The sequence below is a fragment of the Kitasatospora sp. NPDC059747 genome, from assembly GCF_042732955.1.
Lineage (GTDB): Bacteria > Actinomycetota > Actinomycetes > Streptomycetales > Streptomycetaceae > Kitasatospora.
In genome coordinates this window covers 3,347-20,067 of record NZ_JBHWGV010000148.1, presented here as the reverse complement: position 1 = coordinate 20,067, position 16,721 = coordinate 3,347, and the positions used below count along the sequence as shown (strand labels likewise).

At 73.6% G+C, this 16,721-nt stretch carries 16 protein-coding genes; 6 read left to right on the top strand and 10 right to left on the bottom strand.

Going from position 1 to position 16,721, the window contains the following annotated elements; genetic code table 11:
• Positions 1 to 70: 70 nt before the first annotated feature.
• From ACFV4G_RS38460 to ACFV4G_RS38440, 5 genes are all read right to left on the bottom strand, one after another.
• Entirely contained in the window at positions 71 to 994 is a 924-nt protein-coding gene (locus tag ACFV4G_RS38460; RefSeq protein WP_380447360.1) for an RNA polymerase sigma-70 factor, read from the bottom strand.
• A 48-nt stretch (positions 995 to 1,042) separates the two neighbouring features.
• The gene (locus ACFV4G_RS38455; protein ID WP_380447358.1) at positions 1,043 to 1,516 is read right to left on the bottom strand and encodes a carboxymuconolactone decarboxylase family protein; all 474 of its coding nucleotides are present in this window, start codon (positions 1,514 to 1,516) and stop codon (positions 1,043 to 1,045) included.
• Positions 1,517 to 1,647: 131 nt separating this feature from the next.
• On the bottom strand, positions 1,648 to 2,373 hold the full coding sequence (locus tag ACFV4G_RS38450) for a class I SAM-dependent methyltransferase (protein WP_380447356.1): 726 nt from the start codon (positions 2,371 to 2,373) through the stop codon (positions 1,648 to 1,650).
• Between the two features lie 13 nt (positions 2,374 to 2,386).
• Positions 2,387 to 3,694 (bottom strand): MFS transporter, encoded by a 1,308-nt coding sequence (locus ACFV4G_RS38445; protein ID WP_380447354.1) that lies wholly within the window; start codon positions 3,692 to 3,694, stop codon positions 2,387 to 2,389.
• A complete protein-coding gene (locus tag ACFV4G_RS38440; RefSeq protein ID WP_380447352.1) occupies positions 3,691 to 4,269 on the bottom strand; it encodes a helix-turn-helix domain-containing protein in 579 nt (192 codons plus the stop codon). Before ACFV4G_RS38440 ends, ACFV4G_RS38445 begins: the two co-directional genes overlap by 4 nt.
• 192 nt (positions 4,270 to 4,461) lie before the next feature.
• Between ACFV4G_RS38440 and ACFV4G_RS38435 the strand changes: the two genes are divergently transcribed.
• Both ACFV4G_RS38435 and ACFV4G_RS38430 read left to right on the top strand, forming a co-directional pair.
• The gene (locus ACFV4G_RS38435) at positions 4,462 to 5,478 is read left to right on the top strand and encodes a medium chain dehydrogenase/reductase family protein (RefSeq protein WP_380447350.1); all 1,017 of its coding nucleotides are present in this window, start codon (positions 4,462 to 4,464) and stop codon (positions 5,476 to 5,478) included.
• 128 nt (positions 5,479 to 5,606) lie between these two features.
• On the top strand, positions 5,607 to 7,163 hold the full coding sequence (locus ACFV4G_RS38430; RefSeq protein ID WP_380447348.1) for an alpha/beta fold hydrolase: 1,557 nt from the start codon (positions 5,607 to 5,609) through the stop codon (positions 7,161 to 7,163).
• A gap of 136 nt (positions 7,164 to 7,299) precedes the next feature.
• Here ACFV4G_RS38430 and ACFV4G_RS38425 read toward each other — a convergent pair whose 3' ends face one another.
• Entirely contained in the window at positions 7,300 to 7,614 is a 315-nt protein-coding gene (locus ACFV4G_RS38425; RefSeq protein ID WP_380447346.1) for a WhiB family transcriptional regulator, read from the bottom strand.
• Positions 7,615 to 7,872: 258 nt separating this feature from the next.
• Between ACFV4G_RS38425 and ACFV4G_RS38420 the strand changes: the two genes are divergently transcribed.
• Positions 7,873 to 8,355 carry a hypothetical protein gene (locus ACFV4G_RS38420; protein WP_380447344.1) on the top strand — a complete coding sequence of 161 codons (483 nt, stop codon included), beginning with the start codon at positions 7,873 to 7,875 and terminating at the stop codon, positions 8,353 to 8,355.
• Positions 8,356 to 8,368: 13 nt separating this feature from the next.
• Here ACFV4G_RS38420 and ACFV4G_RS38415 read toward each other — a convergent pair whose 3' ends face one another.
• Positions 8,369 to 10,606 carry an MMPL family transporter gene (locus ACFV4G_RS38415; protein WP_380447342.1) on the bottom strand — a complete coding sequence of 746 codons (2,238 nt, stop codon included), beginning with the start codon at positions 10,604 to 10,606 and terminating at the stop codon, positions 8,369 to 8,371.
• 173 nt (positions 10,607 to 10,779) lie between these two features.
• Complete coding sequence (locus tag ACFV4G_RS38410; protein WP_380447340.1) at positions 10,780 to 12,756, bottom strand: hypothetical protein; 1,977 nt, start codon at positions 12,754 to 12,756, stop codon at positions 10,780 to 10,782.
• Between the two features lie 255 nt (positions 12,757 to 13,011).
• Between ACFV4G_RS38410 and ACFV4G_RS38405 the strand changes: the two genes are divergently transcribed.
• Positions 13,012 to 13,587: a hypothetical protein gene (locus ACFV4G_RS38405; protein WP_380447338.1), complete on the top strand. Its 576-nt coding sequence runs from the start codon at positions 13,012 to 13,014 to the stop codon at positions 13,585 to 13,587.
• An 86-nt stretch (positions 13,588 to 13,673) separates the two neighbouring features.
• Positions 13,674 to 14,651 (top strand): RNA polymerase sigma factor, encoded by a 978-nt coding sequence (locus tag ACFV4G_RS38400; protein WP_380447336.1) that lies wholly within the window; start codon positions 13,674 to 13,676, stop codon positions 14,649 to 14,651.
• A 36-nt stretch (positions 14,652 to 14,687) separates the two neighbouring features.
• Here the strand turns inward: ACFV4G_RS38400 and ACFV4G_RS38395 are convergent, their stop codons facing one another.
• Positions 14,688 to 15,458, bottom strand: a complete 771-nt coding sequence (locus ACFV4G_RS38395) for a pirin family protein (RefSeq protein WP_380447334.1) — start codon at positions 15,456 to 15,458, stop codon at positions 14,688 to 14,690.
• 372 nt (positions 15,459 to 15,830) lie between these two features.
• Positions 15,831 to 16,058 carry a hypothetical protein gene (locus tag ACFV4G_RS38390; protein WP_380447332.1) on the bottom strand — a complete coding sequence of 76 codons (228 nt, stop codon included), beginning with the start codon at positions 16,056 to 16,058 and terminating at the stop codon, positions 15,831 to 15,833.
• A 415-nt stretch (positions 16,059 to 16,473) separates the two neighbouring features.
• Here ACFV4G_RS38390 and ACFV4G_RS38385 point away from each other — a divergent pair, with 415 nt between their 5' ends.
• Positions 16,474 to 16,677, top strand: a complete 204-nt coding sequence (locus ACFV4G_RS38385) for a cold-shock protein (RefSeq protein ID WP_359971493.1) — start codon at positions 16,474 to 16,476, stop codon at positions 16,675 to 16,677.
• Positions 16,678 to 16,721 lie beyond the last annotated feature (44 nt).

Here is a 16,721-nt window from a genome sequence, read left to right as displayed (position 1 = left end):
CGGGGGCGGGGCCCCGCGCGGGCGGGGGGCCCCCCCCCCGCGGGGCCCCCCCCCCCCCCCCCCGCCCCGGTCAGTCCCGCTGCCGACGGACGGCCTGCAGCTCCCGGGTGACGGCCCAGGCGTCGGCCACCGGTCCGAGGTGGCCGAGCTTGTCGGGGTTGATCACGACCCGGACGGCCTGGACCTGCCCGTCGAGCACGTCGAGCGTCATCGCGTGGAGCACCCGGCCGTCCCGGTCGCGGACGACCGCGCCGGGCTGCCCGTTGACCTCCTGCGGCGCGCACGTCGCGTCGATCCGCCGCAGAAGCGGGAAGAACGCGGCCAGCACCCGGGCCACGTTGTCCGCCCCGACGACGGCGTTGGCCAGCTGCGGCGCCTTGCCGCCGCCGTCCCCGACCAGTTGGACGTCGGCGGCGAGCAGGGCGCTCAGCGCGCCCACGTCGCCGTCCGTCAGCGCGTCGAAGAACCGCGTCGCGAGCTCCTGCCGCTCCTGGCGGTCCGCCGCGAACCGGGGGCGCCCCTCCGCCATGTGCCGCCGTGCCCGCACCACCAGCTGCCGGCAGGCCGCCTCCGAGCGCCCCACCGCCGCCGCGATGTCGTCGAACCCGAAGGCGAACACCTCCCGCAGCACGAACACCGCCCGCTCCAGCGGACTGAGGCGCTCCAGGAGCAGCAGCGCCGCCATCGACACGGAGTCCGCCAACTCGGCCGCCCGCGCCGGGTCCTGGTACGGATCGCTGAGCAGAGGCTCGGGGAACCACGGCCCGACGTACGCCTCGCGCCGCACCCGCGCGGACCGCAGGACGTCGATGGAGATCCGGGTGACGGCGGCCGACAGGTAGGCCTTGGCGGAGACGGGCTGCGCCGCGGCGGCGTCGAAGCGCAGCCACGTCTCCTGCACGGCGTCCTCGGCCTCGCTCACGCTGCCGAGGATCCGGTAGGCGATCGAGAACAGCAGCGGCCGCAGCTCCTCGAAGTCGTCGACCCTGCTCATGTCGGTCTCCCCTCGTCCGTTGCCTCGTTCGTCGCCTCGTCCGTCCCGTCAGTGGAACTGTCCGGCCTCGTAGCTCCCAGCCGGCTGCTGCGTGATGACGTTGAGCCGGTTGACCATGTTCATGAACGAGACGAGGAGCACCAGCGCGGCGATCTGGTCCCCGTCGTAGTGCTCGGCGGCGCGGGCCCACACGTCGTCGGCCACTCCGCCGGCCGCGTCCGCGACCCGGGTGCCCGCCTCGGCGAGGGCCAGGGCGGCGCACTCGGCCTCGGTGTAGACGGTGGCCTCGCGCCACACCGCCACCAGGTTGAGCCGCACCGCGCTCTCGCCGGCCGCGGCGGCGTCCTTGGTGTGCATGTCGACGCAGACCGCGCAGCCGTTGATCTGGCTGATCCGCAGGGCGACGAGCTCCTGGGTGGCGGGCGGCAGCGACGACTCCTTGATGCTCCTGCCCGCCGCCATGATGTGCTTGAAGCTCTTGCCGACGGTCGCGTTGGCGAAGTAGTCGAGTCGGGCGTCCATGGGGTGCTCCTCCGTGATCGTGGGTGATCGTGCGTGGCTACACCCTGAGACGGGACAGCCCGCCGTGTTGTGACACGGCGGACTGCGAGACGGACTGTGACCCGCGTCTCAGACTCGGCCCCGGCCCGGGATCACGGCCGCCGTGCGAGGAAGACGAGCTCCCTGCCCGGCCGGTCGGGCGCGTCACGGACCTCCTGCAGCTCGAAGCCGAGCTCGGCCAGGTCCCGTTCGACCTCGTGCCGCTCGTGGAAGCGCAGCGTGGAGTCCGAGGTCAGCACCTGTCCGTCCGAGGCGAACGCGTACGTCCACCGGAACGTCACCAACGGCCCGTCCACGCCAAGGAGTTCCACCCACGTCTCGACGGCGCCGACGCCCGGGACCTCGGTCGTCCCGAACGAGGACGCGCGGTTCCACTCCTCCCAGGCGCGGCGGGCCGGGTCGCGGGTCTCGAAGACCAGGTGCCCGCCGGGCCGCAGCGCCTCGTACGCGCCCCGCAGGGTCTGCCGCCAGGCCTCCGGGTCGGCGATGGCCTGGGCGACGTTCGCCGTCATCGTCACGAGGTCGACCCGCAGGGGCGGCAATGCCGTCGCGTCGCCGTGGATCCAGCGCACCCGCTCGGCGCCCGGCTTCGCCCGCGCCACGTCGAGGGACGCCCCGGCGGGCTCGACGCCGACGACCTCGATCCCCCGGTCGGAGAGCAGGAGGGGGAACACCCCCGTCCCGCAGCCGATGTCGAGGACCCGGCGGGCCCCGAACTCCTCCGCGATCCGGACGTACGCGTCGAGATCGGTGCGGTCGGGGTCGAGCGGGTCGTAGATCGCGGCCAGCCGGGGATCGGCGAAGGATGCGTCCGTCATGCTGCACGTCCTTTCAGGCCGGGATGGCGGCCGTGGCACCGGCCCCGGCCGGCTGCACCGGCCGTTCGGTCGGCAGGTCACGGTGCTTGCGCACCGGCGAGAACCAGAGGATCAGCGCCGACAGCGGCACGCCGGCGGTCAGCAGCCACATGGTGGGCCGCACGCCGAGCCAGGTGCCGAGCAGGCCGCCGAGCAGCGCGCCCACCGGGATCGTGCCGTAGTTGAGCATCGCGGCGCTCGCGGAGAGCCGTCCGAGGAGCTCCGGGGGGCAGTACTGCTGCTGGAAGGTCGACTTGATGATGTTTCCGGCGACGACACCGGCCGAGGCTCCGAACCCGCCGAGGACGAACAGCGCCAGGCCGGCGCCGGGCGTGGTGAGCGGGACGAGGAGGGTGAGGGCCGGCAGCACCAGCTCGAAGAAGAGCATCGCCCGCGCCGTGCCCATCCGGGCGGCGACCCGGCGGGCCACCGCGGCGCCCACGATGCCTCCGGTCGACGCGGCCGCGACCAGCGCGCCGACCGCGCCCTCCGGCAGTCCCACGTCCCGGACCAGGAAGACCACCTGGATCGACTGGTAGCCCGTCAGCGTCAGGTTCGCGGCGGCTCCGAACAGCGTGAACGTGCGGAACCAGACGTCCCCGGACACCAGACGCAGCCCCTCGCCGATCTCCTGGCGCAGCGGGCGCCTCTCCCGTGCCGCCTTGACGGGTTCGCGGTGCCGGATCCGTCCGGTGCACACCAGCGAGAGCACGAAGGTGACGCTGTTGGCGAGCACGCCGTTGACGGGCCCGGTGAGCTGGGCGATCAGCCCGCCCGCGCCGAGGCCGGTGATGCTCGCGGCGGAGGCGCTGCCGTGCAGCTTGGCGTTGCCCTCGGCCTGGTCGGCGGGGGAGAGGAGCTTGGGGAGGTAGGCGGTGTACGCGGTCTGGAAGAACACCGTGGCCACGCCGGTGGCGAGCGCCACGGCGATGAGCTGGGCCATCGTCAGGATCCCGGCGCGGGCGGCCAGCGGGACGGTCGCGAAGAGGACCAGCGAGACGGCGGAGGCGACCAGCATGATCGGGCGGCTGCGCATCCGGTCGACCCACGCTCCGACGGGCAGGCCGATCAGCAGCCAGGGCAGCCAGCCGGCCGCGCTCAGGACGCCGACCTCCAGCGTGGAGGCGTGCAGGGTGGTGACCGCGATGAGCGGCATCGCCAGGCCGGTGACGGCGGAGCCGAACTTGTTGGCGGTCTCGCCGGTCCATAACAGCCGGAAGTCCTGGTGGCGGCGCAGCAGCCCGGTGGTGGGGCGTTCGGTCGTGACGGCGGCGTCGCTCATGACGGGTCGGACTCCTTGCGGGGCAGGGACTGGATCTGGAGGATCACCGGACGGGCCGCGGGGTCGGGCTCGGCGTCCGGGTCGGGGGTGTGACGGTCGATCACGGCCATCAGGTCGGCGTTGAGGGCGCGCAGCTGGGCGGGCGTGAGGCGCAGGTTCGACCAGCCGGAGACGGTGCCGACGCCGCGCCACTCCTCCGGCAGCTCGGCGGCCATGGCGTCCGCCACGCGCCGGAACTGTTCGCGGAGCATCTCGCCCAGGTAGACGTCGAGGGCGCCCTTGGTGGCGGGGTCGCGGTCGAAGTCGGTGGTGTTGAGGACGTTGCGGCTGCGCACGGCCCGCCACCAGCGCTCGCGCCGGGTGCCACGGTCCGTCTCCTCCTCGATGAAGCCGTGTTCGGCGAGGTGGCGCAGGTGCCAGCTGACGGTGCCGGTGTTCTCGCCGAGCCGCTCGGCGAGGCGGGCGGAGGTGGCGGGCCCGTTGGTGCGCAGCTCGTCGAGGAGGCGCATCCGCAGGGGGTGGGCGAGGCCGCGCAGGCTCGTGGCGTCGATCCGGCGGCGGGGCTGGTCGGTCATGGTGATCACTCTAGGGTGCAGAGAACTCTCTGCATAGGTCCATCTGCAGAGAATTCTCTGCAACATTCCCGTCCGATCGGAGAGTTAGAAGCTCTCACTCTTCTTCTTGACTCTCACTTCCGTCGGGGGTTATAACTTCTAACGAAGGCAACAAGCTCTAGGAAGGGGGCGGTCAGCATGGAGACCGACCGCATGATCCAGGTCGTTCTGCCGGGCATCGTGGCGCCGGAGGGACTGGAGATCCGGGAAGGCCGGGTGCCCGAGGCCGGTCGCGGACAGGTCGTGGTGGCGGTGGAGGCGAGCGGCGTCTCGTTCGCCGAGCAGCAGATGCGGCGGGGGCGGTACTACGACCAGCCGCCCTTCCCGTTCGTCCCCGGCTACGACCTCGTGGGCCGCGTCCTGACCACCGGCGAGGACGTCGACCCGCGCCTCGCCGGCCGGCGGGTGGCTGCTCTGGTGAAGACCGGCGGCTGGTCCAGCCACGTCGTGCTCGACGCGGCCGACGCCGTCGAGGTCCCCGAGGGGCTCGCCGCCGACGAGGCGGAGACTGTCGTCGTCAACGGCATCACCGCCTGGCAGATGCTGCACCGTCAGGCGCGGGTGCGGGCCGGCCAGACGATCCTCGTGCACGGCGCGAGCGGCGGGGTCGGCTCCGTCCTCGTCCAGCTCGCCCTGGCGGCGGGCGTCACGGTGATCGGCACGGCCTCCGCCCGGCACCACGACGCCCTGCGGGAACGCGGCGTCATCCCCGTCGACTACCGCTCCGGTGACGTCCCGGCCCGCGTCCGGGAACTCGCGCCGGGCGGCGTCGACGCCGTCTTCGACCACGTCGGCGGCCGCAGCGTGATCGACTCCTGGCACCTCCTGGCCGCCGGCGGCACCCTCGTCGCCTACGGCAGCGCATCCACCCGCGACGACACCGGCTCCAAGCAGTGGCCCGTCCTGAAGATCCTCGCCCGCACCTGGCTCTGGAACAGCCTGCCCAACGGACGCCGGGCCCACTTCTACAACATCTGGGCCGGCCGCGCCCTCGCCAAGGACCGCTTCCGGGCCCGCCTGCGCACCGACCTCACCCAGGTGCTCACCGCCCTGCACAACGGCGAGGTCTCCGCCCCGATCGCCGCCCGCCTCCCGCTCACCCGGGCCGCGGAGGCGCTGCGCCTCGCGGAGTCCGGCACCGTCACCGGCAAGATCGTGCTGACGCCCTGACCGCCCGCAGGATCCGGCCGGGCGGCGAGTTCTTACCCGCCTTTGCCGCCGCTCTGCCGAGCGGCTGACCGGCGCCGTGCACTGTCGTCCCCACAACGACCGCAGGACGTACGGAAGGCCGGAGAGCCATGACGACCAGCACCAGCACCAGCACGACGAACACCCCCGCGGCCCGGGGCCGCCGCCTGGCCCTGGCCGCCGCCGCGCTGGCCGTCGTGGCGACGGCGGTCCCGCTCGGCACGACCGCCAACGCCGCGACCACCGCCCCCGGCAAGCCCGCCTGGTGCCCCACCGTCCCCGACCACCGCGTCGACTGCGACACCATGAGCCGCCCCCTCGTCGACGGCGCGCCCCGCCTCGGCACCATCGACGTCGGCTACGCCGTCGTCCGCCACACCCGACCCGGCCCGGCCAAGGGCACCATCGCCGTCAACCCCGGCGGCCCCGGCGAGACGCTGATCGACCGGGCCGGTCTCGTCGCCGCCGCCCTCGAAGGCGCCCTCGACGACTACGACCTGCTCCTCCTCGACCCGCGCGGCACCGGCAAGTCCGGCCGCCTGCCCTGCAAGGTCACCGAGGCCGACTACCGCTTCGCCCCGCGCGCCGAGCAGCAGGACGCCGTCGCCCGCTGCGCCGAAGAACTCGGCCCCCGCGCCCGCGGCTACACCAGCGCCGCCACCGCCGACGACATCGACGCCGCCCGCGCCCGCCTCGGCGCCCCCAAGCTCGTCCTGTACGGCCTGTCGTACGGCACCTACCTGATGCCCGTCCTCGCCGACCGCCACCCCGACCGCGTCGAGTCCATGGTCCTGTCCGGCGCCTACCCCGTCGACTTCGACCCGCTGGTCCGCGCGACCGCCCGGCACGTCTCCGAGACCCTGCGCCGGATCTGCGAGCGCAGCGGCGCCTGCGACCCCGACACCGCCGTCCGCGACCTCGCCACCGTCGCCGCCAAGCTGCGCACCCGGCCCCTCGACGTGACCGCGACGCTCGGCGGCACCCCGCGCACCATCGCCTTCACCGAGGACAAGCTCGCCAATCTCCTCTACGAGCCCGCCAGCCGCGGCATCGGCTCCCATCCCGCCGAGCGCTCCCTGCTCGGCGACCTGCCCGCAGCCCTGCACGCTGCGGCCAACGGCGACGACGGCCCGCTGGCCGCGCTGGTCCGCGCCGAGATGGAGCACACGAGCACCGAGGACCAGGCCTCGTTCCTCGCCGTCACGTGCAACGACTACGTCCGCGCGTGGGACCACGACGCCCCGCTCGCGCAGCGCCGCCGGCAGTACCAGCGCGCCCTCTCCGCCGCGAACCCGGCCGACTTCGGCGCCTTCAGCCCCAAGGGCTGGACCGAGGGCCAGAGCGACGGCGGCGACAACTGCCTGACCTGGCCGCGCAAGAACACCGCCCAGCCGCAGGACGTCGACCTCGACCTGCCCGACGTCCCCGTCCTCGTGCTCTCCGGCGACCTCGACACCAACACCCCGGAGGCCAACTCCCGCCGCTCGGCGGCCCGGTTCCGCCACAGCACGTTCGTCTCGGTGCCGAACGCCGGCCACGTCCCGGAGCTGGAGTCGACCGGCTGCACGCTGGCGATCTCCACCCACTTCATCCGCACCGGCGAGCCCGGCGACACGTCCTGCCTCGCCGCGATCCCGCCGATCGCCGTCGCACCGGTCACCCGCTGAGGGCAGCACCGCACCACCGCAAGACGGCACGACCGCATAGCCGTACGACCGCATAGCCGTACGACCGCATAGCCGTACGGCCACCCTGGCCGTACGACCGCATGACCGACCGGGCCGCGCCACGTGCGCGGCCCGGTCAGCTCGCGCGGACCAGCTCGGCCCGCAGACGCCCGGTCTGCTGCTCGTACGCGGTCCGCGCCTGCTCCAGCAGCCGGGCCCACGAGTCCACCGTCGGGCGCCGCCGCAGCAGGGCCCGCCGCTCGCGGTCCGTCATGCCGCCCCAGACGCCGTGCTCGATCCGCTCGTCCAGTGCGTACGCCAGGCACTCGGTGCGCACCGGGCACCCGGAGCACACCGCCTTCGCCCGGTTCTGCGCCGCGCCGTCGACGAAAAGCTCGTCCGGATCCGCCGTACGGCAGATCCCGCGCTTGGCCCAGTCCGTGTCCTCCACGTCGATCCCCTCCCCAGGGCTCGCAATACCACCCGGCCCTGACAGTTGATCACGGACCGGGTCGTCGACACTACGCACCGCCCCAGCCCCCACGGAAGCGGCACCTCACCCGATCGGGTGAATCTACCGGACTAGTGAATTTCCGGACCGGGCGCCCCTCACACCGCGCAGCCCGTCCGGACGGTCCACCGCGCCCGGCCGCCCGCGCCCGATCGTGTGAGGCGGGTGCCGCCCGGGGCGGTGGCTCGTTGGTGGGGTGTGGCTGACGAGACGCGGTACGGGCGGGGGCGGACGCCGGTGGTGTGGGCGCTGGCGGTGCGGGAGGTGGAGGACGGGCCGCCGCTCGCGGAGGTCGTGGTGGAGGTCGGGCCCGGGCTGCACGCGGATCTGCTGGCCAACGCCGTCGAGAGCGGGTTCGTGCTGGCCGCCGGTGAGCCGCCGGCCACGAGCGGGGCCGTGGAGGTCGGCGGCGGGCGGCTGGAGCGGCTGGCGCTGGTGGGCGGGCGCGAGGTGTGGCAGCCGGACGAGGTGGTCGCGGCCTCGCCCACCTGGCTGGCGGCGGCCGTGGGCCGGGGTGGGGCCGTCGTGGTCCTGGTGCCGCCCGGCACGTGGCCGCCGGGGCTGATGGAACTGGATCCCGAGGTCCGGCTGGAGGTGTTCACCCGGCGCCTGGAACGGGCGCGCACCGAGGGCCGGGTCCTGCACGGAATGGCGTCGCTGAAGCGGCTGCCTCCGGAGTGAACTCCATTACGGCTTAAGGCCTTTCGCCCTCGCCCTCGGTGTCGATGTGCGGCAGGATCCGGTCCAGGAAGCGCGGGGTCCACCAGGCCGCCGGACCGAGCAGTGTCATGACGGCCGGGACGAGCAGCAGCCGGACGATCGTGGCGTCCACGAGAACGCTGACGGCCAGTCCGAGGCCCATCATCTTGATCACGATGTTGTCGCTGACGATGAACGCCGCGAAGACGCTCACCATGATCAGCGCCGCGCAGGTGATCACCCGGGCGGTGATCTCCAGTGCGTGGGCGACGGCGTCCTGGCTGCGGCCCGTGCGCAGCCAGGCCTCGTGGACGCGCGAGAGCAGGAAGATCTCGTAGTCCATGCTCAGGCCGAAGACGATCGCGAACATCATCATCGGCACGTAGCTCTCGATCGGGACCTTGCCCGAGACGCCGAGCGCGGGCCCGCCCCAGCCCCACTGGAAGACCGCGACCACGACCCCGTAGGAGGCCGCGATCGAGAGCAGGTTGAGCACTGCGGCCTTGACGGCGACGAGCAGGCCGCGGAAGACGGCGAGGATGATCAGGAAGGCGAGGCCGACGACCACGGCGATGATCAGGATCAGCCGGCTCGACACGATGTCCAGGAAGTCGACCTGGGCCGCGGTGTTGCCGGTGACGTAGGTCTTCGCGCCGGTGCCGGCCACCGCGTCCGGCAGGGCGGTGTCGGAGAGGTGGTTGACGAGGTCGGTGGTGGCGCGGTCCTGGGGAGCGGCCGCCGGGATGACGGTGGCGAACAGCACGGCGCCGTCCGGGCTGGTCTGCAGCGGGGTGGTGCTGGCGGCGCCGGGCAGGCCGGTGAGGGCCTGCTGCACGGCGCTCTGGACGGTCGGCCGGGTCTCGGCGGGCACGGCGCTCTGGTCGACGACGGCGGTGAGCGGGCCGTTCGAGCCCGGGCCGAAGGCCTGGGACATGAGGTCGTAGGCGCGCCGGTCGGTGAAGTCGGGGGAGTCGGCGCCGTCGCCGATGTGCCCGAGCTGGATGGAGAGCAGCGGGATCGACAGCACCGCGAGCGCCACCACCCCGGCGATCAGGTACTGCCACGGGCGCGCCTCGACCCGCCGGGCGTAGCGGTGCCAGGCCCCGCCCTCGCCATCGCCGCCCCCGTCGCCGCCGGCCTCGGCGATCGGGCGGCGGACGGTGAAGCGGTCCATCCGGCGGCCGATCAGCCCCATCAGGGCGGGCAGCAGGGTGAGCGCGCCGAGCACCGCCGACACGACGGTGACGGCCGCGGCGGCCCCGAGCTTGGCGATGAACGAGATGCCCGACACCGAGAGCCCGGACAGCGCGATGATCACGGTGCAGCCGGAGACCAGCACCGCCCGGCCGCTGGTCGCCACCGCCTGCCCGGCGGCGGCGACCGGGTCCACCCCGTCCATCAGGTTCTGCCGGTGACGGGTGAGCAGGAACAGCGCGTAGTCGATGCCGACGCCGATCCCGATCATCGTGGCCAGCGTCGGGGCGACGGTCGCGAAGGTGGACAGCGCCGCGACCAGCCCCAGCACCCCGAGGCCGACCACCGCCGCGAACAGGGCCGTCAGCAGCGGCAGCCCGGCCGCGATGGCGCTGCCGAACCCCACCAGCAGCACGACGATCGCGACCGCGAAGCCGATCACCTCGCTCGCCCGGTCGTCCGGCGCCGGCCGGGCCAGCTCGCCCAGCGGCCCGCCGTACTCCACCTGGACCCCGGCCTGCCGCAGCGGCTGGACGGCCGCGTCCACGCCGGTCAGGTACTCGGTGCCGAGCAGGGCCGGCGCGGTGTCGAAACGGACGGTGATGTACCCCGTCAGCCCGTCGGCGGCCAGCGGCCCGCCGGGCGGGGCGGGCTGCCCGGGCGGCGGCAGCGGGCTCTGCACCGAGAGCACGTGGGGCAGTTGCTGGAGGGAGGCGACGGTCTGGGCGATCTGCGGCTGGAACCCGGCCAGCTGGGCGGGGTCGTGCAGCACCACCTGGGAGCTCGTGCCCGCGGCGGCCGGCACGTGGGCCGTGAGGAGGTCCCGGCCCTGCTGCGCCTGCGTGCCGGGGAGCGAGAAGTCGTCCGAGTAGGTCCCGCCGACCGTCTTGTTGGCGGCCTGGACGCCGGCCAGGGCGATGATCCACAGCACGATGACGAGCACCGAGTGGCGCGCGCACCACTCACCGAGGCGGCGCAGGCCCGCGCGCCTGGCCGGCTGTGCTGCGGCTGAGGGGGCGCGGCGTGCGGACGGCGGCATGGGCGTCTCCCGGGTCTTCTGCGCGGTGGTGCGGCCGAACCGGCGCAGTGTTCCCGGGAGGGCCGGGCCGGGCACCGGTACCGGCGGGTAGTCGCCCCGACGGCTTCGGCTGCTCCGGCACCCGGCCCACCCGGGTGGCGCGCTCGCGGTCCCTTCCATTCGCCCCGCGGGCGTCAGGGCTGCGCGGGACCGCCGAGCTTCGGGGCCGGGACGGGTGCCGCGGCACCGATCAGGACGACCATCTCGTGGCCGCCGGGGTTGGTCTGGATCGGGACGGTCCGCCAGTTGTTGGCCAGCCAGACGTTGCCGGAGGGGTCGATCTGGACGCCCGTGTTGCGCTCCAGCCCGTCGCTCGTGTAGCCGGTGCCGGCCGGGGAGATGGGCTGGCCGGTGCGGTACCCCGGCGGGCAGGCGGCGAGGTTGACGCCGCACAGCCGGGCGACGCGGTGGCCGCCGAAGTTGGCGACCCACACGGTGTCGTCACCGTCGACGGCGACGCCCCAGGGCAGGAACAGGCCGCCGTTGGTGAACGGTTCGGGCGCCGGGGTGCCGTCGGACCCGATGAACGTCACCGAGATGCCCGGGCGAGGGCCCGCCTCGGTCGCCACCGCGTTCGCGAGGTCGTCCACGGAGCTGTTCCCGCAGGGCACCGGCAGGATGCCGCTGTTGCTCACCCACGCGTTGCCCCGGCTGTCGGTGGCGACGCCCAGCGGCTTGCTCAGGCCGCCGCCGGAGACCGTCGGCCCCGGGGTGCCGTCCGGGCCGACGACCTGGACGGTGTCGCTGCCGTTCCCGCCGACCCAGAGTCGCCCGGCCGGGTCGACGGAGGTGCCGAACGGCTTCTGGACGCCGGGCGTGGCGACCTCCCGGGCGCGGGTCGCGTCGCCGTCCGGGATCCGGGCCACGCTGTCGCTGCCGCAGTTGGCCACCCAGACCGTGCCGGCACGGTCGGCGGACATGCCCTGCGGCTGGGCGATCCCGGCGCCGCGCCAGCCCTCCGGCGGGGACAGCGGGGTGCCGTCGGGGGCGAACTGGGAGACGCTGCGTTCGAGCCGGGTCGGGTCGATCGGACAGCCGCGGCCCTGGAAGCCGAAGTTGCCGACCCAGGCGCTGCCCTTCGCGTCGACGGTGACCCCGAACCCGGCGCCGTACAGGCCGCCGCCCTGGTAGGGCGCGCCGGGGGCGTCCTGGCCGGTGGGGGTGAACTTGAGGACGGTGCGGCCGCCGCAGGTCGGGACGAGCCGGTCGGCCTTGTAGACGTAGTTGTTGGTGATCCACGCGTTGCCGTCGGCGTCGAAGGCGAGGTTGCCGGGGCCGTCGACCTCGTGGCCGTTGCCGTCGTAGCGCAGGGCCACGGTCCAGGCGTCGGGGGCGGCGGGGAGCGCGGGCCCGTAGCGAGGGGTGGTCGCCGCGAGGTCGAAGAGGGCGGCCGCGTTGTGCCCGGGGTCGTGCGCGATGTCGACGGCGGCCTGCAGGGTGGTGCGCGGCCGCTCGTGGCCGGGGCGGCGGGCCAGGTCGAGCAGCCGGTCGCAGGCGTCGCCGGTGACACAGGAGGCGAGCAGGTCGGCCAGGGTGTTGAACTCCGCCATGGTCGAGGTCTGGGAGCCGTTCGGCGGGGCGGCGAGCGGCGCGGCGATCTCGCCGGTGCCAGTGTCGGCCAGGTTGTGTGCGACGGCGGCCGCGTTCTGCAGGCCGGGGTAGGTGCCGGTGACGCCGCCCGGGCCGGTGAAGCGCGCGAGCGCGTAGGCGGTGGCGACGGTGGTGCGCTCGTTGACGACTAGCTCGGGCGGCGCGGCAGCCCCGCTGAGCACGGCGGCGAGCGCCACCGCGGAGTGTGCGGTGCCGCGCCGCTCCCGCCCGAAGTCGGCGACCACGTACAGCACGGCGCGCGGGTCCTCCGGGCGGCGGTAGTCGAGCGTGAACCGCCCGTCCGCCGCACTCCGCGCCCTGCCCAGCACCCGCGGCCGGCTGCCCTCGCCGTCCCCGGCCTGGTACAGCGTCACCTGGGCCCCGCCCAGCGGCCCGTCACCGCCGCGCACCACGCCGCACTGCTCGGTGGGCTCCCAGCCCGCCGCGACCGCGTGGGACGGCCCGGCGGCGAGCTGGGCGAGGAGGGCGGCGGCGATCAGGACACCGCGACGTCTGCGCATGGGGGCTCCATTCGGTGAAGGGGGATCATCGGAGGGGGACGGGCCGCCCGCCGCCCTCCTACCTGCCACATCCCGGCCCGCCCGTACGCGACCGGCCGCCGGACACGGCGGAAATTGCCCGGGACGGGCGAGACCCGCCCGCCGAGGCGGCCCCGTGTGACCGGCATCACGCGCCGGGGATCGAACTTCCGCGCCCGCCGTGCATCCAGTCCGTGTCAGCCATCCACCCTCACCATCTCAGCGAGGTTCCTTCCCATGGGTTATCTGCGCGGATTCGTCCCCTGGATCGTCTCCGGGGCCGTCTCGTCCTTCGACTGGCGCTGGGGCGCGCTCGGCGGGCTCGCGTCGGGACTGCTGCTCCTGCTCCAGGACCGGCGGCGCGGGGTCGGCCTCGACGCGCTCGTCCTGGAGGTCAGCGCCGTCGTCTACTTCGCGGCCGTAGGCGCGGTGGCCCTCGCCGCGCCGCACGCGGCGCTGTCGAAGCCGGCTGGCATCCTCTCGTTCGCCTGGCTGGCCGTCACCGCCTGGGGCTCCCTGGCGCTGCGCCGCCCGTTCACGCTCGGCATCGCGCGGCGGCGCACGCCCCGCGAGTACTGGGATCGGCCGGAGTTCATCGCGGTCAACAACCGCATCACCGCCGCGTGGGGCGCCGGGTTCACGTTCATCTGCCTGAGCCTGGCCGTCGGCGGCGCGGTCCGCGCCCCGGCCTGGGTCGGGATCGCCGCCCACGTCGCCGGCCTGGCCGGCCCGGCGGTCTTCACGAGGGTTCATCCCGCCCGCGCGCGGGCGCGGCTGCTCGCGCGGGCGGTGCCCGTCCCGCAGGAGCAGTAGCCGCCGGGGCGCGGCGCCCGGCGTATCGTCCTCCGGAAGGCCTCAACCGGCCTGGCGCGCAAGGTCTTCCCGGAGGCGTACGGACGATGGCACCGCTCACCACCACCTCCACCACGTCCACCACCGCTTCCGCCTCTGCCGACGACGCGGCGCTCACGCGCCGCGCCCAGGCCGGCGACACGGCGGCCCTCGGGCTGCTCCTGACCCGCCACCAGGCGGCGATGCGCGCCGTCGCGTTGCGTCTGCTCGGCTGCGGACCGGACGCCGAGGACGTGGTGCAGGACGCCGCGCTGACGGCCCTGCGCCGCATCGGCGACGTCCGGGACCCGGCGGCCGTCGGGCCGTGGCTGAGGGCCGTCGTCCGCAACTCCTGCCGCATGCGACTGCGCGACACGCGCGAGACGCCCGGCCTGGACGAGCGCGACCTCGTCCGGCTGCGCGGGCACGAGCAGTCACCGCCCGAGCGGTTCATCGAGCAGCACGCGATGCGGGACTGGATCTGGGGCGCGGTGGAGGAACTGCCGCAGCAGCTGCGGCTGGTGCTGATGCTGCGGCACTTCAGCGGCATCACCTCCTACCAGGAGATCGCTGCCGCGTGCGAGGTGCCGGTCGGCACGGTCCGCAGCCGGCTCAGCCAGGCGCGCGCGAAGATGGCGAAGGCGCTCGAAACGACCGCCGCGCGGGCGCACGACGACGCCTCCGCCCTCGCCGAGGAGAGTCGGCACGAGGCGGTGGCGACCCTGGAGGCGTCGGCGCGCGGCCATCTGCCCCGGGAGATCCTGGAGTTGTGGCCGGACCAGGCCGAGATGACCGGCCGCTTCGGTCGGCCGGGGGAGCGCGTGCACCCGTTCCCGGTCATGCGGCAGGTTCGCGAGAAGGGCGTGCGCCAGCACGTGCGGCACGTGGTGGCGAGCCGGGACATCACGATCTGGGAGATGGACGTCGTCAACCCCGCCGGCGCCGCCGACCCCTGCCCGCCGACGCTGGCGTGGCTCATGTTCCGCCGCGACCGGCGGGTCCAGCGGCTCCAGGTGGTCTTCCCGGGGCGGCCGGTGAGCGGTTGAGGGGTCGGCGGGCGGGCAGCGGCCGCTTCAGGGGCCTCAGGAGGCGATGGTGGCGTGCATCTCCCACACCAGGATCTCGGCGGGTTCGGTCGCGGTGACCTTTTGGCCGCCGGTCGCGGTGAAGCGCACGGCGTCGCCCGCGGTGAGCGGGCCGGCGCCTTCGAGGACGACGTCGCCGCGGGCGACGAACAGGTGCAGGAAGGGGGCGTCGGGCAGTTCGACGTCCTGCCCGGGGCGCAGCCGGGCGACGTGCAGGGCGGCGTAGCGGTTCTTGATGCGGATGGCGGACGCGCCGTCGTGCTTGGCCATCCCGGAGGCGACCGGGAGCAGGTCGCCGGACAGCAGCTCGTCGTCGATTTCGAGCTGCTCGTAGCCCGGCGTGATGCCGCTCTCGTCGGGGACCACCCACATCTGGATGAAGTGGACGGGGTCGGTGTGGACGTCGGTGCCGCCCAGGCGCCAGGAGTCGTTCTTCTCGGAGTGCAGGATGCCGCTGCCGGCGCTCATGCGCTGGGCGAGCCCGGGGTAGATCACGCCGGAGTGGCCGGTGGAGTCCTGGTGGACCAGGGAGCCCTTCATCACCCAGGTGACGATCTCCATGTCGCGGTGCGGGTGGGTCTCGAAGCCGCTGCCCGGCCGGACGGTGTCGTCGTTGTTGACGAGGAGCACCCCGTGGTGGGTGTTGGCGGGGTCGAAGCGGCCACCGAACGAGAAGGAGTGCTTGGAGTCCAGCCAGTCGATCTTGGTCGAGAGGCGCTCGTCGGAGCGGCGGACGTCGATGCGGGGGAGGTTCGCGGCGGTGCTCATCTCGTGGTCCTTTCGCCTGGTCGCCCGGCGGCGGCCTTCGGGTGCCCGGTGGTGCCTTCGTCACGCCCAACATAGTTCATCGTTCAACTATTCCGTGGGACGGCGGCGCGAAGTTGCGGTGCCGGAAGATCGCCGAACGAGGTCGGAAGGCAGCACGGTGCCGGAATCGAAGCGCCGCGTCTTCTGCGTGCTGGACACGGACGGCGGCGGTCGGCTGGGCGGGGACGAGTTCACCCGCTTGCCACTGGCAGCGTCACCCGTGAGAGCGGACGGTTCGCCCGCGACACGCTCAAGGCGCCGGTGGCCGCTCCGGCTCCAGGGGTCCCGGGCGTGGCCGGGACCGGAAGCGGGCGCGAAGCGGTCCGGCGGCCGTCAGAGTGCGTACATGGAGGAGTAGGGCGGGGTGATCCGCTCCTGTCGCGAGCCGAAGTCGACCAGGACCGCGGCCTCGGGCCCGTCCTCCACGTCTATGACGCGGCCGAGGCCGAACTTGTCGTGGGTGACGCGGTCGCCCATGGCGAACCGCTTGGGCGGTGCGGCGGGCCGGGCTTTGAAGGGGCTGGTGGGCAAGGGGCGTCGGACTGCCGGTGGTTTTCTCATCGTGGTCAGTATGCTCCGAAAATCGGTGGGACGGGTCTTCCCGGAGAGTCCGAATCGGTGCGGTGTGCGCCGTGGCCGACACGCCCCCTGCCGGGCCCGAAATCAGGACCGGGCCGGACGGTGGCGCGGACGCCTCCAACTGTACTGCCAGGCATGCCGGTTGCCGGCCGGGTCGGAGCGGCGAAGGCGGGCCCGGGCGGGGCGGCCGAAAAATTCGCGCGGAGTGTTCGCCGGGGAGGGTCGGGGCCTGCTACAGTCGAAGTAGTTGCAGTAGTGGTTCCCATGAACTTTGTGTGCGCCTGCTGATTGTCGCAGGCGCATTTTTCGTTTTCCGGCTTTTCGGAGGGTTCTCATCGCGGCGACTCGAAAGTCCGTAATGTGCGGACTTCGGACGGTCTCTTGAAGGGGATTTCTCATGGCCACCGGTACCGTGAAGTGGTTCAACTCGGAAAAGGGCTTCGGCTTCATCGAGCAGGACGGCGGCGGCGCTGACGTCTTCGCCCACTACTCGAACATCAACGCCAACGGCTTCCGCGAGCTGCTCGAGGGCCAGAAGGTCGAGTTCGACGTCACGCAGGGCCAGAAGGGCCCGCAGGCGGAGAACATCCGCCCGCTGTAATTCCGGCCGGGCATTCGTCCGGTAGTGAGGGGCCCGTACCGCGC

Coding starts and splice junctions, on each gene's coding strand:
- ACFV4G_RS38460 (WP_380447360.1), bottom strand. CDS start 994: ATGAGCAGGGTCGACGACTTCGAGGAGCTGCGGCCGCTGCTGTTCTCG.
- ACFV4G_RS38455 (WP_380447358.1), bottom strand. CDS start 1,516: ATGGACGCCCGACTCGACTACTTCGCCAACGCGACCGTCGGCAAGAGC.
- ACFV4G_RS38450 (WP_380447356.1), bottom strand. CDS start 2,373: ATGACGGACGCATCCTTCGCCGATCCCCGGCTGGCCGCGATCTACGAC.
- ACFV4G_RS38445 (WP_380447354.1), bottom strand. CDS start 3,694: ATGAGCGACGCCGCCGTCACGACCGAACGCCCCACCACCGGGCTGCTG.
- ACFV4G_RS38440 (WP_380447352.1), bottom strand. CDS start 4,269: ATGACCGACCAGCCCCGCCGCCGGATCGACGCCACGAGCCTGCGCGGC.
- ACFV4G_RS38435 (WP_380447350.1), top strand. CDS start 4,462: ATGATCCAGGTCGTTCTGCCGGGCATCGTGGCGCCGGAGGGACTGGAG.
- ACFV4G_RS38430 (WP_380447348.1), top strand. CDS start 5,607: ATGACGACCAGCACCAGCACCAGCACGACGAACACCCCCGCGGCCCGG.
- ACFV4G_RS38415 (WP_380447342.1), bottom strand. CDS start 10,606: ATGCCGCCGTCCGCACGCCGCGCCCCCTCAGCCGCAGCACAGCCGGCC.
- ACFV4G_RS38410 (WP_380447340.1), bottom strand. CDS start 12,756: ATGCGCAGACGTCGCGGTGTCCTGATCGCCGCCGCCCTCCTCGCCCAG.
- ACFV4G_RS38405 (WP_380447338.1), top strand. CDS start 13,012: ATGGGTTATCTGCGCGGATTCGTCCCCTGGATCGTCTCCGGGGCCGTC.
- ACFV4G_RS38400 (WP_380447336.1), top strand. CDS start 13,674: ATGGCACCGCTCACCACCACCTCCACCACGTCCACCACCGCTTCCGCC.
- ACFV4G_RS38395 (WP_380447334.1), bottom strand. CDS start 15,458: ATGAGCACCGCCGCGAACCTCCCCCGCATCGACGTCCGCCGCTCCGAC.
- ACFV4G_RS38390 (WP_380447332.1), bottom strand. CDS start 16,058: ATGAGAAAACCACCGGCAGTCCGACGCCCCTTGCCCACCAGCCCCTTC.
- ACFV4G_RS38385 (WP_359971493.1), top strand. CDS start 16,474: ATGGCCACCGGTACCGTGAAGTGGTTCAACTCGGAAAAGGGCTTCGGC.